Origin of the sequence: Agarivorans sp. TSD2052 (genome assembly GCF_023238625.1) — a bacterium.
Lineage (GTDB): Bacteria > Pseudomonadota > Gammaproteobacteria > Enterobacterales > Celerinatantimonadaceae > Agarivorans.
In genome coordinates, this window is record NZ_CP096670.1 from 3,335,347 (window position 1) to 3,361,330 (window position 25,984).

Genomic DNA, 25,984 nt, shown 5'->3' on the forward strand with positions numbered 1-25,984 from the left:
AGCCCCTTAAGGATTACTATTTTAGCGACACGCCATAGAAGTGGTGACCGCCTAGAGGGTCAATCTTAAAGCCTTGAACTTCTTTACGAAGTGGCTTGTAAGCCACTGAGTGAGCGATAGTGATCCAAGGAGCTTGCTCTTTGAAAATCATCTGCGCTTCTTCGTATAGCGGTGTACGATCTGCTTGAACAGAAATCTGCTTAGCTTTCATGATCACGTCATTGAATGGTTTATGACACCACATTGCACGGTTACCGCCACCAACAGCATCACAACCTAGCAATACACTTAGGAAGTTATCTGGGTCACCATTATCACCGGTCCAACCTAGCAATACCGTATCGTGTTCGCCTTGCTTAGAACGCTTAAGGTATTCACCCCATTCGTAGCTAACGATCTCAGCTGTCACACCGACTTTCGCCCAATCAGCTTGAATCACTTCAGCCATACGACGCGCGTTAGGGTTATAAGGACGTTGAACTGGCATTGCCCAAATATTGGTCTTAAGGTCAGTAATACCCGCTTCCGCTAATAATGCTTTGGCTTTTACCGGATCGTAAGAGTAATCAACAACTTTTTCGTTGTAAGACCACATTGTTGGTGGGATTGGGTTCTTAGCGATTTTACCGCTACCCTGGAATACCGCATCAATAATCGCTTGCTTGTTAACCGCTAGGCTAAGCGCTTGGCGCACTTTAACGTTATCAAACGGCGCTTTTTGGGTATTGAATGCGAGGTAACCAACGTTCAAACCTTCTTGGCTTAATAAGTTGATGTCTGGGTCTTTCTGCATTTGCTCAACATCAGCAGGGTTTGGATAAGGCATTACATGACATTCGCCAGCTTTAAGCTTAGCGTAACGTACTGAAGCATCAGGCGTAATTGAGAATACCAAACGGTCAATGGCTGGAGCGCCTTGCCAGTAATCAGCATTACCTACGTAACGAATGATTGAGTCTTTTTGGTATTGTACTTTTTGGAAAGGACCGGTACCCACTGGGTCAAGGTCTAATTTCTCAGGCGTACCCGCCGCTAGCATTGCGTCGGCTTGTTCGGCTGAAAATACCGATGCAAAATCCATCGCCATATTGGCGATAAATGGTGCTTCAGGCTTGCTTAACACAAACTTAACGGTGTAATCGTCAACTTTAACGATTTCTTTCACAAGATCGTTCATGCCCATGCCACTGTAGTACTCGTAAGAACCACCTGACACTTTATGGTATGGATGCTCTGGATCGTCTTGACGTTCAAAGGTGAATACTACGTCGTCAGCATTGAAGTCACGGCTTGGTTTAAAGCCTTTTTTCTGAGTATGGAATTTTACGCCTTTGCGCAAGTGAAAAGTATACTCTAGACCATCTTCAGAAACTTCCCAAGACTCAGCTAAGCCTGGAACAACGTTAGTTGTACCTACTTCAAACTCAACCAAACGGTTAAATATGGTCTTAGAAGACGCATCAAATGTGGTTCCAGCTGTGTATAAGCTAGGGTTGAAACCTTCTGGGCTGCCTTCTGAACAAAAGACAAATGTTTGTGTTTTAGCCTGTGCGCTTACCGCAATCGCACTTGCAACTAGTGCAAAAGACAGCTTCGCTAATCCTTTTTTCATTATCGTTCTCCGTGTGACATCTTGTCATGTATGCAACCGTTATGACTGCATTTTCGGTGTGTTTGCGAATAGACTAATAATTGTTGTTGTTGATAAATCTAGACCCTGTTCTTAAAAACACCCCCATTAAAGGTGAATTTGTGAGCTGAGTTAGATCAAATCAGGTCTTATCCGCTTTTTGCCCGTTATAAACTAGTATTTTTATCTGCCAGTGTAAATAGCATAGACAGGATTTTATAACACAAAATGAAGCTGCCACAGTCAAAGTGATTAGAGATTCGCTATAAGATCATATTTATGCAAAAAGGAATAAGCTTATGTAATGTTTACATAAGCAGAATCAACTACAATTGAGGGATTAGAAAAAGGAAAATTGGTGAGAATGATTAATTAGGCGAAAACAAACAGCACAACTTGCAAACAAATTGCTGCAAACACCCCTGCTAATACGTCATCTATCATTATACCGAAGCCACCATGAACTTTTTTATCTAAAATTTTGATCGGCCAAGGCTTTAATACATCAAAAAATCGAAATAATACAAATCCAAGCAATACATTGAGTGGTGAAAGTGGCACCGCCAGCATGGTTATCCAATAGCCAACAAACTCATCCCAAACAATTCCACCATGGTCATGAACGCCCATGGCGTCACTGGCTTTTTGGCAGCACCATACACCAAATACGAAAGAAACGAATAGCACCGTAATGTATTGCCAGAGAGGTAAACCTGAAAGAAGTAAATAAAGCGGAATTGCAGCCACAGTACCAAAAGTACCCGGCGCTTTAGGGGCTAAGCCGCTACCAAAGCCAACGGCACAAAGGTGAAGCGGATTACGTAAGTTTAGCTTAGCTAAAGCCTTATCCATTAATGGTTTTCTCTACTTTTTAGGTTTATACAAAGTGATCCCAACCAGCATGTTCTATCTGGTAAGGTTTGTCTTGATAGAGCAACTTGATCTCGCCTTTACCGGGGGCTAACTGGCCAATACACGTATAAGGCACACCACTGTAGGATAGTGAAGTATCTAACGACCCTTTATTAGACTCTGGTACAGTAAAGCACAACTCGTAGTCTTCCCCACCATTCAGTGCAAAAGCAAAACATTGGTCAACGCTAACCGCTTCACACATGGTTTCAGATATAGGGAGCTGATCAAGCTTTAAGGTAGCACTGCAGTTACTCTGCTTCAGAATGTGTTGCAAGTCGTTATATAAACCATCTGATATATCGATGGTTGAGCTGGCGATATCTCTAAGTCCATAACCGGCTAGAACGCGCGGCTGAGGATAGTAGTGTTGCTTTAAGCTTAACTCTAACTGCTGTGGATTAAGCTGTAGCTTATTTTGTAAGTGTGCAAGGGCAAGGCCCGAATCACCCACACTACCAGTGACATATAGCCAATCACCTGGCTTAGCACCATTACGGCGCAAAGCTTTACCGCTAGGCACGGCGCCATGCACAGTCACTGTAATACTCAACGGCCCCTTGGTAGTATCACCGCCAATAAGGTCAACGTTAAAGTATTCAGCTAAATCAAAGAAACCGCGGCAAAATTGCGCTAACCACTGTTCATTTGCATCCGGCAGCGTGATGGCTAAGGTAGCCCAACGAGGTTCAGCCCCCATTGCCGCCATATCACTCAGATTAACAGCTAAGGCCTTATGCCCTAAAGCTCGAGGTGGGATATCTTTAAAAAAGTGTACGCCTTCAACTAAGGTGTCAGTAGAAATGGCGAGATGACTATTTTCAGGGGGCATCACCAGCGCAGCGTCATCACCAATGCCAAGAATAACATCTTGGCGTGATTTGCGTTGCTGGAAGTACTTTTCAATGATATCAAACTCACCAAGCGGTGACTGAGACGACATAGAATTACGACTTGAACTGTTGTAAGCGAAGTACCTTGTCTAGTACGCCATTTACAAACTTATGGCTATCTTCTGCTGCAAATGATTTTGCTAATTCAATGGCTTCATTTATCACAACTTTAGGTGGGACATCTGTCACCATCAGTAACTCATAAACACCAATCAATAAAATTGCATGTTCAACAATATCTAACTCTTCCAACTTGCGTGACAGCGAAGAACTCATCGCCTTATCAAGTTTTTCATGGTTAGCCACTACTCCTGAAATTAAATCAGAAAAGTACGGTACATCGGCTTTACTCATGTCCTGTTCAGTTAAGAACTGATGTTCGATGTTAGCAACGCTGTCCTTGGTCACCTGCCATTGATAAATTGCCTGGGTGGCAAATTGCCTAGCTTTACGACGTGCGGCTGGTTTCACAGAGATATCCTCAAATTATTCTTATATCTGATCAACTAAGTTGATCATTTCTAAAGCACTTAGGGCGGCTTCGGTACCTTTATTACCCATTTTAGTGCCGGCGCGTTCAATCGCCTGCTCTATAGACTCAGTGGTTAATACACCAAAAGTAACGGGAATGTCATACTCCATCATTACTTGGGCTAAACCTTTATGGCATTCGTTGGCCACTAATTCGAAATGGTAAGTACCACCACGAATAACGGTGCCTAAAGCAATAATAGCATCGTATTTTTTAGTCGCGGCGATACGTTTTGCAGCTAGCGGAATTTCTACCGCGCCTGGCACACGTACAACCGTGATATTGTCATCACTTACTCCACCTTGGCGGGTAAGTGTATCCACTGCTCCAGATAATAAACTTTCGTTAATAAAGCTATTAAAACGAGCAATAACAATGGCTACTTTAGCGTTTGGAGTCGCTAGGTTTGCTTCAATTACTTTCATAAAACTGTTGCCTTTTCTTTGAGTCCATCAAAAAAATCGCGCTATTCTAGCACAACTAACTTGGTAGACATGAAATTATCTTATTTCGTTACAAATACGCTGAGTTATTGTTGATCGATGTACTCAAGCACTTCGAGACCAAAACCTGATAGTGCATGGTAGCGTTTTGGAGAGCTCAGCAAACGCATTTTGCTTACCCCCAAATCAGCCAAAATCTGAGACCCTACACCCACGGTACGAGAAGCACTTTTCACCTTTTTCTGATTAGGTGTTTCACCTTTATCTTGTAAGGCAAAGGCTTTAACTTGCTCAACTAAGTTTTCCGCATTGTCATCAGTGCTTAATAAAACCAATACGCCATTTTCTTTAGCAATTTTCTCTAAGGCTTTATCTAAAGGCCAGCTCATTTTACCCGCGCGATCACTGCCCAATAAATCACTAAAGGTGTTATGAAGATGCACCCTTACTAAAGTGGGGTCTTGCGGGGTAATTTCGCCAGCTTGCATAACAAAATGCACTTTTTCATCAATGGTGTCACGGTAAGTAATCAGTTTAAACTCTCCGTGGCGCGTTGGCATATTACATTCTGCGACCCGCTCAATGGTGGTTTCATTATTGTTACGGTATTCAATTAAGTCAGCAATCGTTCCCATTTTTAGGCCATGTTCTTTGCAGAACACTTCTAAATCTGGACGACGAGCCATGGTGCCATCTTGATTTAATATTTCCACAATCACTGCGGCGGGTTCACGGCCAGCGAGGCGCGCTAGATCGGTACCCGCCTCGGTATGACCGGCGCGAGTTAATACTCCCCCCTCTTGTGCCATCAATGGAAAGATATGGCCCGGCATCACGATATCGGCAGGTTTTGCATCACGCGCTACTGCAGCTTGCACGGTACGAGAGCGATCCGCAGCAGAAATGCCGGTAGTCACACCTTGAGAAGCTTCAATTGATACCGTGAAATTGGTGGCAAATTGCTCGGTATTTACGTCAACCATTAATGGCAATTTGAGTTGCTGACAGCGTTGTTTGGTCATCGGTAAACAAATTAAGCCACGACCGTAAGTTGCCATAAAATTAATCGCTTCAGGCGTAACCATATCAGCAGCCATAATCAGATCGCCTTCATTTTCACGATCTTCATCATCCATTAACACCACCATTTTTCCATGGCGTAAATCTTCAATAATTTCTTCAATACTGCTTAGTGACATAGCAAACCTTTCTTACCTTGAGGGGTATTATTCATTATTATATATGCTTATTACTGCTGGCTGCGCCTATCGCATAAAGCCATGCTGCGCCAAAAAAGCAGTACTAATTGTAGATTCTTTATTTTCTTCCGCATAGCCAATCAAGCGTTCAACATAACGAGCAATAACATCCACTTCTAGATTGATTTTTTGCCCTGGCGCCCACTGAGAGATAGTGGTTTGCTCTGCGGTATGGGGAATAATGGTTAAACGCAGCTGCTGTTGCTGCACTTCGTTTACCGTTAAGCTAATCCCATCAACCGTTACTGAACCTTTATGAGCAATGTAACGCGCCAACTCGCTAGGTACTTTAAGCCATATATTAATCGCTCGAGCGCTGGGAGATATATTTACCACCTCAGCCAAGCCATCAACGTGACCACTCACAATATGCCCACCAAAACGATTAGTGGCTAACATCGCTTTTTCCAGATTAACTTTATCGCCTTGCTTACATTTGGCTAAAGAGGTGAGGCTAAGCGTTTCGGTGGAGACATCGGCACAAAAGAAGTCACTGCCATACTCAACGACGGTTAAACAAATACCGTTTACCGCGATACTGTCGCCCAGCCTAACATCAGCCATATCCAAGTGCCCGCAGGCAATATTTAAACGCACATCGCCGCGACGCTTTTCAATACTGCTAATTTTTCCTAGGGCTTCGATGATTCCAGTAAACATTATTGCACACCCTGTGATTGCGGGATCCAGATAGTCTTAATATCAGGGCCAACTTGTCGAGTTTCAAGGCACATCCAAGATTTTAGCTCGCTCATTTTAGTAAAGCCCTTTAGCTCAACTAAGCTATTGGCATCGGCCCCCATTAACAAACCCGCTTGATAACAGATTAATTGGTCAACGACATCAGCCTTAATGAGTGCCGCAGCAAACTGTGACCCCGCTTCAACCCATAAGTCATTTATCTCTGCCTCGGCCAATTGTTCTAACAAACTCAGCAAACCACCCTCTTCATTAAAGGTGAGCTGTTTAGCCGCTGTAAGTTCAGGCTGTAATGCTAAGCCTGCAACCCATAGAGATTGAGGGTGTTGAAATATATTAAGTGTTTTAGGCGCAGCAGAAAGGCGCTGTTGGCGATCAACAATAATCCGCAATGGCTGACGTAAATCTTTAGCTGCCAGTTGCTGCCTTAAACTGCCCAATTCGACATGGCGTACATTTAAACTGGCATTATCTCGCAATACCGTGGCGGCTGTAGATAAAATTGCATGGCTACGCGCTCTTTCACGCTGCACATCGCTGCGCGAATAGGCCGATGTGATCCATTTGCTTTCACCGTTCGCCAATGCCGTTTTAGCATCAATAGAACCGGCCAACTTCAAACGAACAAACGGCCGTTTGCGCTCAATTCGACTTAAGAAGCCGGGGTTTAGCGATCGCGCAGCTTGTTCCATTAGCCCTGTACGAACCTTTACCCCTGCGTGTTCTAAGCGTTTAATACCACGCCCAGCCACTTGAGGATTAGGGTCTACCATGGCAATAATGACTTCAGCAACTTGCAATTCAACGAGCATCGTTGCGCAAGCCGGTGTTCGCCCCACATGGCTACAAGGCTCAAGTGTAACGTAACAGCTAGCCCCTTGTAGGCTATGGCCACGTGCTTTGGCATTCGCTACCGCCTTGACTTCAGCGTGCCCCTCACCAGCTTTTTGGTGATACCCCTCGCCAATTACTTGGCCGTTTTTCACCAATACACAACCGACGTTAGGATTAGGAGCCGTGGTATAGCAACCTCGTTTGGCCAGGCTAATTGCGCGTGCCATAAACTGGCTATCAGCCACTGAAAAATTCACCTATTTTTCCAGCTTCGCAATTTCTTCACTGAATTCTTTGATGTCTTCAAATGAGTGATACACCGAAGCAAAACGCACATAAGCGACTTTGTCTAACATGATAAGCTGCTCCATCACTATGTTACCGATAAACTTGGTTTCTACTTCGCGCTCACCTGTGGCGCGTAACTGTGATTTAATCTTGTTTACTGCTTGCTCTACTTCGTCAACACTAACCGGACGTTTCTCTAATGCTCGCATCATGCCAGCGCGCATTTTTTCTTCGTTAAAAGGTTCTCTTATTCCATTACCTTTAATCACTCTTGGCATCACCAATTCAGCGACTTCGAATGAGGTAAAGCGTTCATGGCATTCCAAGCACTCTCTACGTCGTCTCACTTGATGGCCATCGGCTACCAATCTAGAGTCAATGACTTTGGTTTCGTGAGCAGAGCAAAATGGACAGTACATAAATATTACCTTTTTTAAGCCTAGCTCGATTTTATCTGGTTAGTTACAGAAGGTACAGGCTAGCTGAGATAAAGACTTGCTTACTAGGGGATAATAGAAACCCAAAGGGAGTTAGCTCAATAAGCACGGTGATTTATGTTGAGTAAAACTTTGAGCTAGCTCTCAACTCTGGCCTTTCTCTGGCCCACCTTAGCAATCCAAGAGCTAGCTAAGCCACTGAAAATAAAAGCGCTAGATAGATTCGTAAGACAAAGCAGAGCATAGTAGTACTCCCTTACTACCCGCTGATAAATAGAAGAACTATCATGAGCACCAATGTTAACAAAACGTTAAAGGTGAGTTATGAGTAAGGTATTAATTATCGCGGGTGACTTTGTTGAAGACTATGAGTTAATGGTGCCTTTTCAGGCTTTACAAATGGTCGGTCACGAAGTTACTGCAGTTTGCCCTGACAAAAAAGCTGGTGAGCAAATCAAAACCGCGATTCACGATTTTGAAGGCGATCAAACCTACACCGAAAAACCCGGCCACAACTTTACCCTTAACGGTAATTTTGATGATATTGAAGAAGTAGATTTTGATGCCATACTATTACCCGGGGGCCGAGCCCCTGAATACCTGCGTCTCAACGCCAAAGTGCTATCTCTTATAAAGAGCTTTGACGCTAACAATAAGCCCATTGCTGCTGTTTGCCATGGCGCCCAGTTACTCACCGCCGCGGGTATCGCTGCCGGAAGACAGATATCAGCCTACCCAGCTTGTGCGCCAGAAGTGACCGCTGCAGGAGGGGATTTCGCAGACATTGAAGTCAACCAAGCTATCAGTGATAAAAATCTTGTGACCGCTCCAGCTTGGCCAGCCCACCCCGCTTGGCTTGCACAGTTTAACAAATTGTTAAATTAAGACTAAAGTGACACTGCAATATTTACCATTATGGACCATGATTGAGGCTAGTCTTAATCATGGTTATATCATCGATGTGTGAAATATATTCAGGGACAGAAACGGCCTTATTTGAGCTTAAAGCGCGTTCAGTTAGGCTTGACGGCGTGGTCACAAGCATTCGATTGGAAGCGATTTTTTGGCAGCTACTCGAGCAAATAGCAAACGAAGCCGATCTGAGCTTAGCGGCATTCTTGACGCAAATTTACCATGAAGTTTTACAGCGTGACGAAAAAGTAGGCAATTTCACGTCGCTGCTACGAGTGGCCTGCACCACTTATTTAAACCAAGGTGAGCGATTAGTGCTGAATAAAGCTAAGCCTAAGCAACCCAAAATGGGCAAATCCATTGCCAATAACTACGTTTAAGTAACAATTAGCAGCATAAAGCCACCCCAGATGACAAATTGTATGATCATCAATCGTTTTGCGGTCTGAATTGGATTCATATCCATTGTGTTTATCTCTCATTTTAAATTACCCACGGTGCTGGTAATTTGACTTATCAATTAGGTCTTAAAAACTGAGCAATTTCAGTACCAACTGTCTAATTCTCAGGCTAAAACCCAGCCTATCCCTCCTTGGTTTGTGTTCCTATTCACATTTAGTCTTAATAATCCGTAGTTTTACTAACAAACAAATACAAAAAAGGAGGCATAAAGCCTCCTTTCTTTTATCTCGTCAATCCCTGACGTTTACATGCTTACTTAAGCGTAGACCGGGAAACGCTGGCAAAGTGCTAACACTTGGCCTTTTACACGTTCAATCACAGCTTCATCTTGTAGATTATCGAGTACATCACAGATCCAGCCGGCTAACTCTTTAGAAGCCGCAACATCAAGACCTCGACGAGTAATCGCAGGAGTACCAATACGCAGTCCACTAGTAACAAACGGTGAACGAGGATCGTTAGGTACCGAGTTCTTGTTCACTGTAATGTTAGCGCGACCCAAAGCTGCATCAGCTTCTTTACCAGTAATGTCTTTATCAATGAGATCAACCAAGAATAAGTGGTTTTCTGTACCGTTAGATACAATCTTGTAACCACGCTCTTGAAGTACCGCAACCATTGCCTTGGCATTATCTAGCACTTGTTGCTGGTATTGCTTAAACTCAGGCTCCATCGCTTCTTTGAAGGCTACTGCTTTAGCGGCAATAACGTGCATCAAAGGACCACCTTGGCCGCCAGGGAATACAGCAGAGTTCAGTTTCTTCTCTATTGCTTCGTTGGCGCGAGCTAGTATTAGACCGCCACGTGGGCCGGCTAAGGTTTTATGCGTAGTGGTAGTTACTACGTCAGCGATTGGCACAGGGTTCGGGTATAAACCTGCAGCTACAAGACCAGCGACGTGGGCCATGTCTACAAATAGGTAAGCACCTACTTCGTCGGCAATATCACGGAAACGCTGCCAATCAACCACACCTGAGTACGCTGAAAAGCCAGCAATAATCATTTGAGGTTTGTGTTCTCTAGCTAAACGCTCAACTTCTGCGTAATCTAGTTCGCCAGTTTCAGGATTAATTCCGTATTGAACGGCGTTATAGATTTTTCCCGAGAAGCTTACACTGGCACCGTGGGTTAAGTGGCCACCGTGAGCTAAGCTCATACCTAACACAGTATCGCCAGCTTTTAACAGCGCCATAAATACTGCTGAGTTAGCTTGTGAGCCGGCATGCGGTTGCACGTTAGCATAGTCAGCGCCGAACAATTGTTTCGCTCGTTCAATAGCCAACACTTCAGCTTGATCTACGTACTCACAACCACCATAGTAACGCTTACCAGGGTATCCCTCAGCGTACTTGTTAGTAAGGTAAGAGCCTTGCGCTTCCATTACTCGTGGACTGGCATAGTTCTCAGAAGCAATCAATTCGATATGCTCTTCTTGACGAACTTCTTCTTTAGTAATGGCTTGCCATAGTTCGGCATCGTAATCGGCGATATTCATATCACGCTTTAACATCAGTATCTCCTGACTCTTTTGTTACATGTTGGTGGGTGATTTTTCGAAGGCGCATTCTAACCTGAGTCCTTTTCAGATCACAGTAAAACTTTTTGCTACAGGTTTAGTTTTATCGAATAAACTTAACATAAACCTTTATGCTAGTTTGAGTTCGCATAGTGAGCTTAACGCTGAAATTTTACAATTTTCTAACCGTTTGCTTTGAGCTTTATGAAATAAATTCACGTTAACCTTGTTATTACTTTGCGGTTGAACAGAACTTAAGTGATAATGATTATCATATGCATTTGTAACTTTGGACTTTTATGTTTATTCGCCTTATTAGCTTAATTATTATCTTTACTTCTTTAGCGGCCTGTAGCTCAGCACCGACCAAGCAAGCACAACATCTCGCAGCGTTGGATACTTACTATGACTACATCATCTATGATCCAACAAACCAGCAAACGATTGACAATACCGACCAACTTGCCCATTTGCTAACAAACTCGTCGGTGGTGTTGTTTGGTGAATTTCATAGCCAGCCGGCTATCCATTTAGCCCAATTGCGACTATTTCAATCCCTGTACGCGCAACAGCATGACTTAAGCTTGTCGATGGAACAATTTGACCGCAGCCAACAAGCCATAGTGAACCGCTACCTAGCGAACGAAATTGGTGAAGCCTGGTTAATTAAGCAAACTAACGCATGGCCTAACTACCCGTCTGATTATCGACCTTTGGTCGAGTTTGCCAAGCAACATGAGTTAAGGGTTGTCGCCGCCAATGCTCCCAAAAAGCTAGTGTCTTGCATTGGTCAACAAGGTCAAACTTATATTGACACCTTACCAACAGCCGAGCGCGCAATGCTAGCTGAAACATTTACTCGCGATGACCCTGATTATAAAGAGCGGCTATTTGGCAATGGCCACCATGGCGACCAAGCGCAAGCAGACAACCATTTTTTAGCCATGTTGGCGTGGGATGAAACGATGGCAGAATCAGTCGTCACTGAACTCGCCCACGGCGCAAGTAAACAAGTCATGCACATTGCCGGAAATTTTCATGTCGATATGCAGCAAGGCACTTACTCGCGAATCAAGCAACGATTAAACAATCAAACGATTTCATCCATTGTAGCGATTGACCAAGCAGAGTTTGCGCAGTTAGATGAGCAGCAAAAGGCCCTCAAGGGTGATTATCTCATTGTGGTAAAACAACTACCTATTCGCTATCAGCAGCAAGAGCATCAAATGGCGGAATACAGTGCTATAAATAAAAATAAAATTAATAGCTGCAAAAAGTAGAACTTATGTATCGTAAATTAACTAATGAAACTAACACTAACAACAGTATAAAATTGCATGAATTGTTAATGATATATTGCCAGTAACTCTTAAATCCCTGTATTTACCATGATTTTTTTTCGGATTTAGCAACAAACGCTTGCAGCTTGCTAATATTGAGCCATAATCATACCAGCGGCTCACTCATTGTAGTGAATGGCTTTGCTTAAACGAATCAACGATCTGACATCGGTCGTTAGAATTGAATAAAAAGGACGGACTTACCATGAATAAGCTTTTAGTTGCAGGCGCTATTGCTTCTACTATTTTACTAGCGGGTTGTTCTAACACTACCGCTCTAGAAAACAACGTACAATCATTAAGCGATAAAGTAGACGCATTGTCTAACGAAGTTGCAGCTCTTCGTGCAGAGCAAAGCTCTTTGAGTGGTGACATCAAGTCAGCTCAAATGAGTGCTGACCAAGCGAAAGCAGAAGCAATGCGTGCTAACGAACGTATTGACAACATCGCTTCTTCTTACACTAAGTAAGTTAGAATCGACGGTTTAAAGGTGATACTCAGTATCACCTTTTTTTATCCCTGCTTTTCACCCACAGCCAATGCAATACCCTGCTGATTTTTCAAGGCTTGATTTACCACTGACGAATCAATTCCCGCTTGGGTAATAAACTTAATATCATCACGACTTAGTTTTAGCGACGTCGCTTGCGAAATATCTTCTTGTGAACGGTTTAAAGGCTGATGAACTTCTAATAGGTATTCACCATTCGTTTCGGTTGAGTGTTTGATGGATTGATCAATAATTCGCACCGGTGTTCGCACATTGACCTGAGAAAACAAGTATTCAATATCATGCGGAAACAAACGAATACAACCAGAACTTACCCGTAACCCTACCCCAAACTCTTTGTTTGTACCGTGTATCAAGTACTCGCCATTGCCATAAGCCAAACGAAGCGCATATTCACCTAAGGGATTTTCTGGACCCGCTTGAACCACCGCCGGCAAAGTAATGCCTTTAGCTAGGTATTCATTACGAATATTCTGAGTGGGCGTCCAGGTGGGTTGCTCTCTTTTTTGGCTTATATGCGTGCTCATTTCAGGGGTTTCACGGCCTATACGACCAATCCCGATCGGAAATACATCAACGACATTAGTATCAGGGCGAAAGTAATACAGACGCAGTTCGGCTAAGTTAACCACTACCCCTTTACGCTCAACATCGGGTAATAAGATTTGCGTAGGTATCAGTAATTCGGTACCTGCTTCAGGCAAGAAAGGGTCGACGCCTTTGTTGGCTGCCATCACTGCCAAAAAGCCCACTTCATAACGTTCAGCGATATGCGCAATAGTCTCTCCTTTGCGCACGATATGCCATTGGTTACCCCCCATTAAGCGATTACCCTCAGCGGGTAAATCGTAAGTTAATGCAGAAACCGACCATGACAAACATAAGACGAAACAGGCAACAAACAATCTTTTCATGAATAACTTTTATCCTATAAATGAAATCGCAACATAACACTAAATGGGACTTATTTCGACAAAGTGCTGGTGCTCACAAAGCAACTCGACGGATTTTTTATATAAATCGCTGCAGAACAGCGCTTATATCAAACAACTAAAGCGATTAAGCGCGAGCAAACACTGGCATCCCTTGGCGAAGCCAGTATCATAAGCCTGAAGAATAATAGTTGCTGAATCGGTGTAAACGTTAAACACATCGACAACAAATGAAAAATCTAGAGGAACGGCGAATGGCCCAATTCATATATACGATGAACCGTGTTGGTAAAATCGTACCGCCTAAAAAGCATATTCTAAAAAATATCTCATTAAGTTTTTTCCCTGGTGCCAAAATTGGTGTGTTGGGTTTAAATGGCTCAGGTAAATCCACCTTACTCCGCATTATGGCGGGTATTGATACCGAGATTGAAGGGGAAGCACGCGCCAACCCTGGTACCAAAATTGGTTATTTAGCTCAAGAGCCTAAAATGGACCTTGATAAAACGGTGCGTGAAGTTGTAGAAGAAGCGGTAGCTGTTGTTAAAAATGCCCAAACTCGCCTTGATGAAGTTTATGCCGCCTACGCAGAGCCCGATGCAGATTTTGATGCCCTAGCTCAAGAGCAAGGTGAACTTGAAGCTATTCTAGCCACTCACGATGCCCATAGTTTAGAGAATCAATTAGAGCGGGCCGCCGATGCGCTTCGACTACCAGATTGGGATGCCAAAATAGAGAAGCTATCTGGTGGTGAACGACGCCGTGTTGCATTATGTCGTTTATTGCTTGAGAAACCTGACATGTTGTTACTCGACGAACCGACCAACCACTTGGATGCGGAATCAGTAGGATGGCTAGAGCGTTTCTTACATGATTACGAAGGAACCGTAGTAGCAGTAACTCACGACCGTTACTTCTTAGATAATGTGGCAGGTTGGATCTTAGAACTTGACCGTGGTGAAGGTATTCCATGGGAAGGAAACTACTCTTCTTGGTTAGAACAAAAAGAAGACCGCCTAAGCCAAGAAGCATCACAAGAAAAAGCCCGTATGAAGTCAATTCAAAAAGAATTGGAATGGGTTCGCTCAAATGCTAAAGGTCGCCAAAGTAAGAGCAAATCTCGTATGGCTCGTTTTGAAGAGTTAAACACCCAAAGCTTCCAAAGCCGTAATGAAACTAACGAGCTATTTATTCCTGCGGCGCAACGCTTAGGGGATAAAGTCATTGACGTTAATAACCTCAGCAAAGCCTATGACGGCCGAGTGTTGATTAACGACTTATCTTTCAGCATTCCTAAGGGTGCGATAGTCGGTATTATTGGACCAAACGGCGCCGGTAAATCAACGTTATTCAAGATGATAACCGGTGCAGAACAGGCTGACTCAGGAACCGTTGAGGTAGGCGATTCCGTTCAAATAGCCAGTGTCGACCAGTTCCGTGATGATATGGACGACAAGGCAACTGTTTGGCAAGAAGTGTCTGGCGGTTCTGACATACTAAGAATTGGTAATGTTGAGATCCCTAGTCGCGCTTATGTGGGCCGCTTTAACTTTAAAGGCTCTGATCAACAAAAACGTGTAGGTGAGCTATCGGGTGGTGAACGTGGCCGTTTGCATTTAGCAAAACTGTTACAAGCCGGCGGAAACGTGCTACTACTGGATGAACCAACCAACGACCTTGATGTAGAAACACTGCGAGCGCTAGAGAACGCACTACTAGAATTTGCTGGTTGCGCCATGGTTATCTCGCATGACCGTTGGTTCTTAGACCGAATCGCTACTCATATTCTTGATTACCGCGATGAAGGACAAGTTAACTTCCATGCTGGTAATTACACCGAGTATGAAGCTTGGCTTAAAGAAACCATTGGTGAAGCAGCAGCACAACCTCATCGCATTAAATACAAGCGTATTAGCTAGATTGCTTAAATCAAATGGCTTAAATCAAGTCGTTTGTATTTGCTAATGAGTACAGCGTAATAAGCAAAAGGTCACCCTAAGGTGACCTTTTTTATGTCTGCTCAAAAAACCACTAACTTAAACTATCCAATAGTGCTTTAGCATCTTGGTATTCAGAAAATTGTTGGTCTAGCTCTAAGGCGGCTTTAACTTCCTGTTTGGCCTCAGCATTACGGCCTAACTTAGCCAAGACAAAAGCGATATGATAGCGAATAGCCGCATCAGATGAATCCATAGTATACGCTTCGCGCAGGTGTATTAAGCCTTGGTCTAAATTGCCTCGCTTAACTTCAATCCAGCCAATGGTATCCAGCACCGCAGCGTTTTTAACCCCTTGGTTTACAGCCAAAGCAATAACCTCGTGCGCTTTATCTAAATCACTGGCGGCGTAGATATTAGCCAAATTATTCAAAATGCCAGGTTCGTTGTATAACGCGGGGATCAATCGCAAAGCCTCATAGTGTCGCTGGGCTTTGGCATAGTTTTGCTGCTGCAGATAACTGTCGGCCAATAGACGACGATGCCAAGCTTTTTCAGGGCTATCATCTACAATGCCTTCTAGTTGCTGAAGAAATACCTCGGTCTCAATATCTTGCTTAGCAAGCTGGTAGAGCTTAATCACCGCTTCGCGATTAAAGGCATTTTGCCTAAGCGCTTCACGGTATTCTTTTTGTGCTTGTAGCTTGACGCTTTTACGCAACAGAATATCGCCTTTTAAAACGTGTAGCTCGCTGCTTTCACCAAAAAGCTCTTCTAGATTGGCTACCGTTGTCTCGGCCTCTTCTATTTGCTGTTGAGCCAACTCTACCTTGGTCAGTAACACCAAGGTAGCCATTTGCTCAGGGTCAAGCTGATGAGATTTGATTAAACTGCTTTTTGCTGCGGCTAATTGTTTGGCTTGAATTTGGAGCTGCGCTAAAACAACCAACTTAGCGGGTTGCGCTTTCCACATACTATCTAATAAACCCAGCGGTTTCTCAGCGTCTTGATAACGCTCTAAACGAATTAATACCTCTGCGTAGGCAGATAAGTATTGCTCATTGAGAATGTACTCTCGATTAAGTTTTTCAACTTCACCTAAAGCTAAACTCCACTGCTGAGTTTGCATATAAATATCTAGTTTTAGCTCTCTCGCTACTCTATTGTCTTGTTGATAAAGCAACACTTTATCCAATTGAGCTAAGGCCTCAGGAAACTGCTGTTGTTGGATATGAGTACGCGCAGCTAGAACGCGGCTAGGTGTATGATTATTTTGCGTCTTTAAAACTTGTTCCAATAGCAACAGGGCTTGCTCTGGTTTAGCTTGGTTTTTTAAAATAACGGCTTTATTGAAACGAGCCCCTATATTTTCAGGGCTGAGCGCTAATACATCATCCAAATAGCGCAATGCTAGATCTAACTGTTGTGTTTTAAGATAGTAAGCAGCAATCAGATTTTGGGTATTACTGGTTTGAATGTTTCGACTAATGAGTGCTTCAACAACTTTTTCAGCTTCCGTAAAGTCATCAACTTCTAAGGCCAACTCGCCTTTCAGCTGCAACCACTTTATCGGCGCATCTGCCTCGCTATAAGGTAGGCTTTGCAGCAAGGATAAGGCACGCTCAGATTCACTATTTGCTCGAGCTAGCTCCGCCTCTAAAATCACCACATAATTTGAGTCACTATGATAGGCACGAACTTGGTCAAAAGCTTGTTCAGCTGCACGTAAGCGACCCGCATCAATATACAAATATACCAACTGAACTGATAAGCCTAAGTCACGAATGATGTATTCGAAGTTATCTTGCAGTAACAACTGCAACTTATAAGGTTCGCCTGAACGCAGATAAACTTTAGCCAACATGCGCGTAGCGCCTAAGTCGCTTGGCTTTTGTTGTAAGTATTGACTTAAATACTGTTTAGCTTTCTCATCATTTTGTAAAATAAATTCTGATGCGCCTTGGATGAATAATAGGGTTGTAGTGTCTGTAAGCTCGCCTTTTTCCGTCGCAGAGACCTTTTGGGATAACTCAGCGAGGGTTTGCTCGGCGAGTTCAGACTGTTGTTCATCTGCCAATAAGGTGGCACTGATAAGAATGGCGGTAGGGTCGTTAGGCGTTTGTTCTTGAACTTTCTTTAGATAGTGCTTGGCTTTCTCTATCTGATTACTTTTCAAATGAATCATTACCAGACTGCGCAAAATTTTAGGATCGTTAGGATCTAACTTATAAGCTTTTTCATAGCTAGCCAAAGCCTCACTCAACTGGCCTTGACTCGCTGCAAGCTCCCCCTTTAGCAACCAAGTACGCTCATTAAGCTTATCAATTAACAAAGAACGTTCAACCCATTGCTCAGCCAGTACATATTCTTTTTGGCGCAGGAACAAAGTAGCTAAGGTGTTCATAGCATTTGGTTTATTTGGCAATATCTTTATAGCTTGTTCAAACTCATTTCGCGCTAAGACGACTTGAGAGTTAAGTAGATAAATGCGACCTCGTAATAGCTTCCATTCAAATAGCGTTGCTTGCGAGAACTCGTTGACACGTTCTTCGTAGCCGAGTAACTCTGAAGACTTACCTTGTAACAACAAAGCGTTACCTAACAGCGGCAACACTAAGTTAATATCCGCCCCTAAGTTTAAGGCGTCCTTTAATTGTTTTTCTGCCGAAGCAAGATTGTTGGCATTGAAATAAACTTTAGCAAGTAATAGCTTGGATGATAGGTGTTCTGGGTCTGCTTTCAGGGCGTTTTTTAAGTGAATAAACGACTCGTTTTCATCCCCCAGGTGATAAGCTTTTACCGCTAATTCATATTCATTAATTTGTTCATTGGCTAAAGTAAGCTGGCTAAAGGTTATTAGGGCGAGTGCGATTACGATTTTATTCATTATCAACTTTGATTCCTTGTTACATCAGAGGTTAATCAATTAACCTCGCAACAGTATCTAATGAACCGCAGGTAAAAAAAAGACAAAAAAATACGAAACACAGAGTATTTCGTATTTTTGTTTAAACAGGGAAGTTTAATTTTAAGCTTGGCGCTTCTTACTGCGTAAGGCTAAGCCAAACAGGCCTGCAGCAAACAGCAGCACGGTTCCTGGTTCGGGCACACTGGTAGCAGGCTGTACAGAGTTTCCACTTACTCCAGCTAACTTGAAGCCATCATTGTTACTAGACCAATTTAAGTCGCCAAATATTGGATTATAAGCGCCAATTAACCAGTACTTAGATGAAGCACTAGTAGTAATTGATTGGTAAGCATAAGCATCAGCATTGCTGACTTCAGCTTCAGTAGTCCAACCTAAACCGGCTAAATCTGCCCAAGTCTTCCTATGAAGTGCTGGTGCGTTGTCACCCGAATAAGCTAAAACAGAAACATCAGCATGGCTTGAACCTTGATTGTTACGATCTACGTAATCCTCTTGAGCCCACCCCAGAGTAAACCCAGCTAAATTGACCGCTTCGTCAAAAGTTAACAATACCATGTCAAAATCGTTGCCATAGCTGTCAATTGAATGACCAGGAGTGCTGTTGCCCTCATCTCTATTTTGAGACATCAAACCCCAACGATCATCGTAGGTAAGCTTAGTAGAAAGAATCTGCGAGTCGTTAGGTCGACGTGTATCAGACCAACCTTTAATGCTCAAGCCATCAAGGGTCATCGTGTTACCGTAACCGTTTGAATTGCCACCGCTCAATACACCATCATCAAAGTCCCAGACTTGCTCTGCTGAAAAAGCCGATAAAGATATGGCACAGCTGGCTACTAATAAAATTTGTTTAAACACAACGCCTCCAAATTTAGCATTCTGTAGATAAAAAGATTAACTTACCGCTAACAAAGCAAATATCAAGCCAACAAAAATAAACCTTTATATACAACAACTTAAAAACAAACAATTCAAAAAAAAACGTTGACTGTAAAGAATACTGACAAAAAACGTAGCTTTTAAAAACACCTAGCTGTTAAAAACCCGTAAATACGCTTAAAAGTGTTTCGCTTATACTAACATTACTGTTCAATAATCACACTACCAGTAACGTTCAACAGTAATTTGGCCTGGTTTACGACGTAAGTTTTTACTTAGCCCCTTTTGCTCCAGTATGGCTTGCGCATCGGTGATCATTGCTGGGTTGCCACACATGATCACCTGCGAGGTGGTAGGATCTAATGTTAGGCCAACTTGCTGCTCTAATAGGCCATTTTCTATGGCCTCTGGGATTCGGCTTCTTATTCCACCGGCATGATCTTCACGCGTGACCATAGGCTGATAAACAAACTGTTTCGAGTAGCGCTGCAGGTAATCATTCACCAATGTTTGGTAAGCCAAATCTTTGGCCTGTCTGACACCGTAAACCAAGATGATTTTGTCAAAACGTTGCCAAGGCTGAGGGGTTTCAAGCATAGAGAAATAAGGCCCAATGCCAGTGCCAGTACCAATAAGCCATAAGTGTTTGCCTGCTGGCACTTCATCTAACACCATAAACCCAGCAGCAGTCGTGGATACTTCAATCGTGTCGCCAACAGCTAAACAATGAAGATTAGGTGAAAGTAACCCCTCCTCTACTTTAATCGCCAGTATTTCAAGGTAGTCAGTATTGGGAGGATTTACCAAAGAGTAGGCTCGAGCAACTCGCTTACCGTCGCGCATTTCAGACAGCTTAATAAATTGGCCTGCGGTAAATGGAGAAATATCAGCTTGGATACGCAGGCTAAATAGCTCTTCGTTCCAATCTATACGTTGTATAACCTTGCCCTCTGTCCACATAAAAGCTCCTAATCACTAAGGTGTCAAATCATTCATGTACTGCGATGGTTTCACTTTGATGGTCAACAAAAATCAGTTTACTGGTGTCATATCCCGCCGCTTTAGCCTGTTGAAGCAAATCACTTAGCGTTTGATGCTCTATTTCAGGTGTTCGAGCTAACAACCATAAATACTCTCTACTCGGGCCGGCTACCAATGCATATTGATAGTCAAGCTCATCTAAAACGAACACCACATAAGCACCATAGAAAGGCCTAAAAAATGAAACTTTAAGATGTGCAATATCAGGTGTCTCAACAAAGTGGGCGATACCTTCAGCTTCAAACCACTGATTTTCTTGGGCCGAAAAGCCCTTATTCAATACCGTAACCTGGCTATCACCCCGCAGCGTATAACTGGCAGATACATGGCTTAAGCCACGTTCAAAAGAGTGATCTAAACGGGCAATTTCATACCACGTCCCTAAATAACGATCTAGATTAAAATTGCTGACGGGTTCGATACCTTCGGGCTTACCACTACAAGCCGACAAAATCAAAATAACGCTAGAGATGAACATTGATTTAATCATTTATATTGTCCCATAACTCAAAGCCATAAGGCCGCGATACAACCAATTAGGGTCATAACAAATAGAAACCACTTTAGCGTGCTAGCCGCTGCATTAATGGCAAACTTTACCGCATAGTGAGCCCCAATAATATAACCTACCGCTAGTACAAGACCTGGCAACCATAGCACTTGCCCCCTCGCTATAAACACCACCAAAGCAATACTCGTAAACGCTAAGGTGCACACCAGTTTTAGCGCATTTGCCCTAACTAAATCGTAGCGTAAACTGCCAGCGAGTGCTGCAACCAAAATAAAGCCAACCCCAGCTTGAACAAAACCACCATAAAACCCGGCCAAGCCTAAGCTCCATTTAGCCGACGGCGTATCTTTCACTTTTTTGGCAACCGTGCCGGCCTCAGGTGCAACCACCCCAGGTTTTACTAACATAAGGGCCGCCATTCCAAGCATAGCGCCTAACAATAAATATTTAATTATCCAAGACGGCGCATACGACGCCGCGACAGCCCCCAGCAAGCCCCCTACTAAAGTTGGCCATAAAATGGGAGCGACATCTTGGGTATCTAATTTACCGTGCTTGTTAAACCCCACTACACCGGTTAAACACTGTAAGAAGATACCAACACGATTGGTTGCATTAGCCAGCTCTGCGGGCATCCCCATGACCATTAACGCAGGTAAGGTCAAATTAGAGCCTCCCCCCGCTAAGGTATTAATCCCCCCCGCAAGCACACCAACCGTCAGCAATAAGGCTCCATGCCAAAGACTAAAATCCATAGGATACTCATTGAAATCATTGATTAAACAGACCTTAGCATTGACTCATCGTTAATTCAGTAGGCATTTGTTATCTTTAGTCTAACAACTGTTCTTTTTGTGCAACAATGGTTCAGATTAAGCAAATTAAACAAACCAAGGGTGCAGAAATTTGAGTTATGACTATACGATTATTGGCGGTGGTATTGTCGGTTTATCAACGGCTTGGCAGCTTCAACAACGGCACCCTAAGGCCAAAATACTGCTGATTGAAAAAGAAGCGCAATTAGCGTTTCACCAAACGGGCCATAATAGCGGCGTGATTCATGCTGGTGTTTATTACCAGCCCGGCAGCTTAAAAGCGCAATTTTGCAAGCAAGGCTTAAAGCAAACCATTGCATTCTGCCAGCAGTATGATATTGCCTACCAACAATGCGGAAAGCTATTAGTAGCAAGCAACACCAAAGAGCTACAACGCATGGACGCCTTAAGTCAACGTTGCATTGACAACGGCATCAAAATTCAGCAACTAAATGCGCAACAGCTCAATGACATAGAGCCAAACATCACAGGCTTAGGGGCGATAAAGGTTGAAGAAACGGGCATTGTAAATTACCAACAAATTTGCACTAAAATTGCTGATTTATTTACCCAACTAGGCGGTGAAATCCTACTCTCACATCAAGTGGTAGATCTAGCAGAAGATAGTCAAAAAATCACGATCAGCACCCAGCATAAAACAATAGAAAGCCAATACCTTATCGCTTGTGGTGGCTTAATGGCTGACCGCTTATGCCGAATGTTACAGCTAGATATTGATTTTCAAATTATTCCTTACCGTGGCGAATACTACCAACTTGCAGCCCGGCATAACCAAATAATTAAACATCTCATTTATCCCATCCCCGACCCTGAACTGCCTTTTCTCGGGGTCCACCTGACTAAAATGATTGATGGTTCAGTCACTGTTGGGCCTAACGCAGTGCAAGGTTGGTCGAGAGAGGGCTACAACAAGGGTTCATTTAACCTTGCAGATACCCAAGAAATGTTAACATTTTCGGGTTTCTGGAAAGTGGCCAAACAGCACTTTCGTAGTGGACTAGCCGAAACTAAAGACTCTTTATTTAAATCGGGTTACTTACAACGGGTAAGAAAATATTGCCCTAGCTTAACCATTCATGACCTAAGCCCCTATCCTGCGGGGATTAGAGCGCAAGCCGTATTGAATGACGGCAGTTTAGTGCATGACTTTTTGTTTGCACAAAGCCCTCGTAGCCTCCATGTATGTAACGCGCCATCTCCAGCGGCCACGTCGGCATTTCCTATTGGCGCTTACATTTGCGACAAGATAGACACAAAAAACCACTAGAGCAATTCGCCAGCCAAGGAGCCATTCAGCTAGGCGCTAGCGCCACATTGGTTAGCGCCCAAGAGCTTGTTGACTCAGGTTATAAAGAACATCAAAACCTTCAGGCTCAATTAGCGATGGCAGATATGATTGTGGCAACTAAAACAGGCCTGCATCAAGATACAGACCTACATGCCTTAAATGATTGCTTGCTCGTGCATGGCGAGCAAAACAAGCCGCAGGTTAGCAGCTAGCGCGGTGTTCTAGACCCTAAGCGATGATTAAGCTCTATGAAAAACACCTCTCTCTGTTCAGATTACCTGAATACTCCCCAGCTAATCCCTGCTGAACAATCTACAATTAAATCAAGCGGTGGGCTTGAAGCCGTTTTTAGTAAACAACATACCCAAGATGGGATTATGACTGGCTGGCTTGGCAGTTCCTGTCAGCTTATCGCGTTAACCAAGCCGCCTTGTTAGCTTAATTAGCATCACTCGCGGAGCAGACAATCGTATTAAGCTGATCTCTACACTGGCTGTACGCGAGCAACCCTTAAGTTCTCAACTACTGGGCTGTTGCGGCTATCATTCACTTTAACCACTCGCTCACGCGACTGTTTAGTGCTTAGCTAACCATTGCGAAGCATCAACGATTAATGGAGTACCACATGATAGAAGTAGGACAAACCATACCGGAAGCAGACTTAGCAGAGCTAAATAAAGACGGCATGCAAAATCATTCCACTCATGAGCTATTTGCAGGTAAAAAAGTCGTGTTGTTTGCGGTACCTGGCGCATTTACCCCAACTTGCTCAGAAGCCCATTTACCGGGCTTTATTCGTTTAGCCGAGCAAATTAAAGACAAGGGCGTCGACATCATTGCCTGCGTCTCAGTCAATGATGCCTTTGTAATGAATGCCTGGGGTAAAGCTCAAAATGCTAAAAACATTATGATGTTAGGCGATGGAGATGGCAGCTTAACCAAAGCCTTAGGCTTAGCCATGGACACCGCTAGCTTTGGCGGGTTACGCTCTCAGCGTTACGCGATGATAATTGATGATCTAACCGTTACCTCGGTCAATGTTGAACCGCCAAAAAGCTTTGAAGTCAGTAAGGCTGAGACAGTTTTAGATTTGTTATAAACACAAGGATCAGTAGCAGGCGACAGCGTCGCTTTCTTCGTTAGAAAGGAGTTCTGATTGCGCCATTTAGTTATCGCCTTAAGTTTATTTTCACTGAGCTTTGAGAGCTGGGCTTTTGGTGTATTAGGGCATCAATTGGTTGCTTATATTGCTCAGCAACAACTTAGCCCTGAAACAAACAAACAGGTCGCAATGCTTTTAAACGGCAAATCAATGATAAACGCCTCCACGTGGGCTGACCAAGTCAGGAAAAACGATGCTTGGAAACACACCGGCCCTTGGCATTACATCAATATTCCAAAAGGCAAAAGCTTACAACAAGCCCAGCGTAGCAGCAAAGGCGATATTCTGAGCCAACTACAACTATTTGAACAACAACTAAGCCAAACTACACTGCCACCCCAAAAGCGCCAACAAGCCCTGAAGTTTTATATTCATTTTGTCGCAGACCTTCACCAACCTTTACATGTGGCTTACGCCAAAGATCGCGGCGGCAATACAGTCCGAGTGAAATGGTACGGCAAGACCTCTAATTTGCATCGGGTATGGGACTCACAGTTACTCGACAGAAACGCAATGTCAGTTGCCCAATATGCCAAGCAATTGATCCGGGATTACCCGCAAGCAAAGGTTGAAGAAAGTTACCCGCAATGGCTAAACCAAACCCGTCAGCTGGTGCCCTTAAGCTATCAATATACGACTAAAAACTTGGCTGATAGTTACGCCAACAAAAATCGCCCTGTGGTAGAAGAACAAATAGTTAAAGCCGGTTATCGTTTGGCTAACAAGCTAAACCAACTGTTTGATCCCTCATTTAAGCAATAATTTTAATCCCGGATGATCGCTTTAGCCAGAGCAACGTTATACTCAATATTATGATTAAGAGATGCCATTATGAACAAATTTTCAAGTGACAATATATCAGTCGGTATTAGCAGCTGCTTATTAGGTGAAGAAGTTCGTTACGATGGCGGCCACAAACAATCACGTTTCTGCCGCATAGAATTGGCCGAATATTTTGATTTCGAACCCACTTGTCCGGAAATGGCGATAGGGATGGGTACGCCGCGCAAAACCATTCGTTTAGTACAGAATGAAGATATCATAAGCATTCAAGCGAGTGACGGTAGCTTTGATGTCACTGAAAAAATGAACAACTACGCAGATCGACGCTTACCGCAACTGGGTCACTTGAGCGGATATGTTGTATGCGCAAAATCACCTAGCTGTGGCATGGAACGTGTCAGTGTTTACTCTCCAGCCAAGAACAACGCTGAAAAATCTGGCGTTGGCGTGTTTACCGCAAAATTAATGCAAGCCTACCCTTTGTTACCCATTGAAGAAGACGGCCGACTTAACGACCCAGTGCTGCGCGAGAACTTTGTTAACCGCGTGTTTGCTTACCATGAGTGGAAAACCCTAGAACATGAAGGTTTTTCGGTAGCAAAAGTGCAAGCTTTCCATGCAAAATTCAAGTACTTATTGATGGCTCACAACCCTGAAAAGTACCGTGAACTAGGCCCTGTTGTGGCGGGTTTACGTAACAATAATCAACATGGCTTTGCAGAATACATTGAAGGTTTTATGACTATTTTGAAACACAACTGCAGCCGTAAAAACCACTGTAACGTACTGCAACATTTACAAGGTTACTTTAAACGCGACCTCAGCGCCCAACAGCGAGAAGAGCTTAGTGACCGAATTGATCAATACCGCCAAGGTTTGCTCCCGCTTTTGGTACCTATTAGCTTAATCCAGCATTACCAACGCGAGCATCCAAAAAAATATATCGCGATGCAAGCCTACTTAGCACCTCACCCTGAGAAACTAAGATTACGCTATAGCTTGTAACTAACATGGCAGT

27 protein-coding genes are annotated in these 25,984 nt (G+C 43.5%); 11 read left to right on the top strand and 16 right to left on the bottom strand.

Annotated features, from left to right (window positions below; genetic code table 11):
* Window positions 1-16: 16 nt before the first annotated feature.
* The 9 genes from M0C34_RS15135 to nrdR form a co-directional block, all read right to left on the bottom strand.
* Window positions 17-1,612 (bottom strand): ABC transporter substrate-binding protein, encoded by a 1,596-nt coding sequence (locus M0C34_RS15135; protein ID WP_248712514.1) that lies wholly within the window; start codon window positions 1,610-1,612, stop codon window positions 17-19.
* Window positions 1,613-2,002: 390 nt separating this feature from the next.
* Entirely contained in the window at window positions 2,003-2,482 is a 480-nt protein-coding gene (locus tag M0C34_RS15140) for a phosphatidylglycerophosphatase A family protein (protein WP_248712515.1), read from the bottom strand.
* Between the two features lie 25 nt (window positions 2,483-2,507).
* Window positions 2,508-3,485 carry a thiamine-phosphate kinase gene (gene thiL, locus M0C34_RS15145; protein WP_248712516.1) on the bottom strand — a complete coding sequence of 326 codons (978 nt, stop codon included), beginning with the start codon at window positions 3,483-3,485 and terminating at the stop codon, window positions 2,508-2,510.
* A 4-nt stretch (window positions 3,486-3,489) separates the two neighbouring features.
* A complete protein-coding gene (nusB, locus tag M0C34_RS15150; RefSeq protein WP_248712517.1) occupies window positions 3,490-3,906 on the bottom strand; it encodes a transcription antitermination factor NusB in 417 nt (138 codons plus the stop codon).
* 21 nt (window positions 3,907-3,927) lie between these two features.
* A complete protein-coding gene (gene ribH / locus M0C34_RS15155; protein WP_248712518.1) occupies window positions 3,928-4,392 on the bottom strand; it encodes a 6,7-dimethyl-8-ribityllumazine synthase in 465 nt (154 codons plus the stop codon).
* A gap of 104 nt (window positions 4,393-4,496) precedes the next feature.
* Window positions 4,497-5,609: a bifunctional 3,4-dihydroxy-2-butanone-4-phosphate synthase/GTP cyclohydrolase II gene (ribBA, locus tag M0C34_RS15160; protein WP_248712519.1), complete on the bottom strand. Its 1,113-nt coding sequence runs from the start codon at window positions 5,607-5,609 to the stop codon at window positions 4,497-4,499.
* A gap of 66 nt (window positions 5,610-5,675) precedes the next feature.
* A complete protein-coding gene (locus M0C34_RS15165; RefSeq protein ID WP_248712520.1) occupies window positions 5,676-6,329 on the bottom strand; it encodes a riboflavin synthase in 654 nt (217 codons plus the stop codon).
* Window positions 6,329-7,459 carry a bifunctional diaminohydroxyphosphoribosylaminopyrimidine deaminase/5-amino-6-(5-phosphoribosylamino)uracil reductase RibD gene (gene ribD / locus M0C34_RS15170; RefSeq protein WP_248712521.1) on the bottom strand — a complete coding sequence of 377 codons (1,131 nt, stop codon included), beginning with the start codon at window positions 7,457-7,459 and terminating at the stop codon, window positions 6,329-6,331. Before ribD ends, M0C34_RS15165 begins: the two co-directional genes overlap by 1 nt.
* Entirely contained in the window at window positions 7,460-7,909 is a 450-nt protein-coding gene (nrdR, locus tag M0C34_RS15175; RefSeq protein ID WP_248712522.1) for a transcriptional regulator NrdR, read from the bottom strand.
* Between the two features lie 342 nt (window positions 7,910-8,251).
* On the opposite strand from nrdR, the gene M0C34_RS15180 reads away from it, so the two are divergent.
* Window positions 8,252-8,812, top strand: a complete 561-nt coding sequence (locus M0C34_RS15180; protein ID WP_248712523.1) for a DJ-1/PfpI family protein — start codon at window positions 8,252-8,254, stop codon at window positions 8,810-8,812.
* A 74-nt stretch (window positions 8,813-8,886) separates the two neighbouring features.
* Complete coding sequence (locus tag M0C34_RS15185) at window positions 8,887-9,219, top strand: ribbon-helix-helix domain-containing protein (RefSeq protein WP_248712524.1); 333 nt, start codon at window positions 8,887-8,889, stop codon at window positions 9,217-9,219.
* Between the two features lie 338 nt (window positions 9,220-9,557).
* On the opposite strand, the gene glyA is transcribed toward M0C34_RS15185, so the two are convergent.
* Window positions 9,558-10,811 carry a serine hydroxymethyltransferase gene (glyA, locus tag M0C34_RS15190; protein WP_248712525.1) on the bottom strand — a complete coding sequence of 418 codons (1,254 nt, stop codon included), beginning with the start codon at window positions 10,809-10,811 and terminating at the stop codon, window positions 9,558-9,560.
* Window positions 10,812-11,116: 305 nt separating this feature from the next.
* Here glyA and M0C34_RS15195 point away from each other — a divergent pair, with 305 nt between their 5' ends.
* Both M0C34_RS15195 and M0C34_RS15200 read left to right on the top strand, forming a co-directional pair.
* The gene (locus M0C34_RS15195) at window positions 11,117-12,097 is read left to right on the top strand and encodes a ChaN family lipoprotein (RefSeq protein ID WP_248712526.1); all 981 of its coding nucleotides are present in this window, start codon (window positions 11,117-11,119) and stop codon (window positions 12,095-12,097) included.
* A gap of 265 nt (window positions 12,098-12,362) precedes the next feature.
* The gene (locus M0C34_RS15200; protein ID WP_248712527.1) at window positions 12,363-12,626 is read left to right on the top strand and encodes an Lpp/OprI family alanine-zipper lipoprotein; all 264 of its coding nucleotides are present in this window, start codon (window positions 12,363-12,365) and stop codon (window positions 12,624-12,626) included.
* 44 nt (window positions 12,627-12,670) lie between these two features.
* On the opposite strand, the gene M0C34_RS15205 is transcribed toward M0C34_RS15200, so the two are convergent.
* Complete coding sequence (locus tag M0C34_RS15205; RefSeq protein ID WP_248712528.1) at window positions 12,671-13,582, bottom strand: L,D-transpeptidase family protein; 912 nt, start codon at window positions 13,580-13,582, stop codon at window positions 12,671-12,673.
* 272 nt (window positions 13,583-13,854) lie between these two features.
* On the opposite strand from M0C34_RS15205, the gene ettA reads away from it, so the two are divergent.
* Window positions 13,855-15,519, top strand: coding sequence for an energy-dependent translational throttle protein EttA (gene ettA, locus M0C34_RS15210; protein WP_248712529.1), 1,665 nt, complete (start codon window positions 13,855-13,857; stop codon window positions 15,517-15,519).
* Window positions 15,520-15,631: 112 nt separating this feature from the next.
* On the opposite strand, the gene M0C34_RS15215 is transcribed toward ettA, so the two are convergent.
* The 5 genes from M0C34_RS15215 to M0C34_RS15235 all read right to left on the bottom strand — a co-directional run bounded on the left by M0C34_RS15215 (window position 15,632) and on the right by M0C34_RS15235 (window position 21,652).
* Window positions 15,632-18,424, bottom strand: a complete 2,793-nt coding sequence (locus tag M0C34_RS15215) for a tetratricopeptide repeat protein (protein ID WP_248712530.1) — start codon at window positions 18,422-18,424, stop codon at window positions 15,632-15,634.
* A gap of 141 nt (window positions 18,425-18,565) precedes the next feature.
* Entirely contained in the window at window positions 18,566-19,324 is a 759-nt protein-coding gene (xdp1, locus tag M0C34_RS15220) for an exosortase-dependent surface protein XDP1 (RefSeq protein WP_248712531.1), read from the bottom strand.
* A gap of 243 nt (window positions 19,325-19,567) precedes the next feature.
* Window positions 19,568-20,305, bottom strand: a complete 738-nt coding sequence (locus tag M0C34_RS15225; RefSeq protein WP_248712532.1) for a ferredoxin--NADP reductase — start codon at window positions 20,303-20,305, stop codon at window positions 19,568-19,570.
* A gap of 28 nt (window positions 20,306-20,333) precedes the next feature.
* Window positions 20,334-20,876 (bottom strand): lipocalin family protein, encoded by a 543-nt coding sequence (locus M0C34_RS15230; RefSeq protein WP_248712533.1) that lies wholly within the window; start codon window positions 20,874-20,876, stop codon window positions 20,334-20,336.
* A gap of 17 nt (window positions 20,877-20,893) precedes the next feature.
* Window positions 20,894-21,652 carry a sulfite exporter TauE/SafE family protein gene (locus M0C34_RS15235; RefSeq protein ID WP_248712534.1) on the bottom strand — a complete coding sequence of 253 codons (759 nt, stop codon included), beginning with the start codon at window positions 21,650-21,652 and terminating at the stop codon, window positions 20,894-20,896.
* Between the two features lie 151 nt (window positions 21,653-21,803).
* Here M0C34_RS15235 and lhgO point away from each other — a divergent pair, with 151 nt between their 5' ends.
* The 6 genes from lhgO to M0C34_RS15265 all read left to right on the top strand — a co-directional run bounded on the left by lhgO (window position 21,804) and on the right by M0C34_RS15265 (window position 25,971).
* Window positions 21,804-23,000: an L-2-hydroxyglutarate oxidase gene (gene lhgO, locus M0C34_RS15240; RefSeq protein WP_248712535.1), complete on the top strand. Its 1,197-nt coding sequence runs from the start codon at window positions 21,804-21,806 to the stop codon at window positions 22,998-23,000.
* A complete protein-coding gene (locus M0C34_RS15245) occupies window positions 22,970-23,233 on the top strand; it encodes a GTP-binding protein (protein WP_248712536.1) in 264 nt (87 codons plus the stop codon). The genes lhgO and M0C34_RS15245 overlap by 31 nt, the downstream gene beginning before the upstream one ends.
* A gap of 36 nt (window positions 23,234-23,269) precedes the next feature.
* On the top strand, window positions 23,270-23,458 hold the full coding sequence (locus M0C34_RS15250; protein WP_248712537.1) for a hypothetical protein: 189 nt from the start codon (window positions 23,270-23,272) through the stop codon (window positions 23,456-23,458).
* Between the two features lie 188 nt (window positions 23,459-23,646).
* Entirely contained in the window at window positions 23,647-24,120 is a 474-nt protein-coding gene (locus M0C34_RS15255) for a peroxiredoxin (RefSeq protein ID WP_248712538.1), read from the top strand.
* Window positions 24,121-24,177: 57 nt separating this feature from the next.
* Complete coding sequence (locus M0C34_RS15260; RefSeq protein ID WP_248712539.1) at window positions 24,178-24,945, top strand: S1/P1 nuclease; 768 nt, start codon at window positions 24,178-24,180, stop codon at window positions 24,943-24,945.
* 69 nt (window positions 24,946-25,014) lie between these two features.
* Window positions 25,015-25,971, top strand: coding sequence for a YbgA family protein (locus M0C34_RS15265; protein ID WP_248712540.1), 957 nt, complete (start codon window positions 25,015-25,017; stop codon window positions 25,969-25,971).
* Window positions 25,972-25,984: the final 13 nt, after the last annotated feature.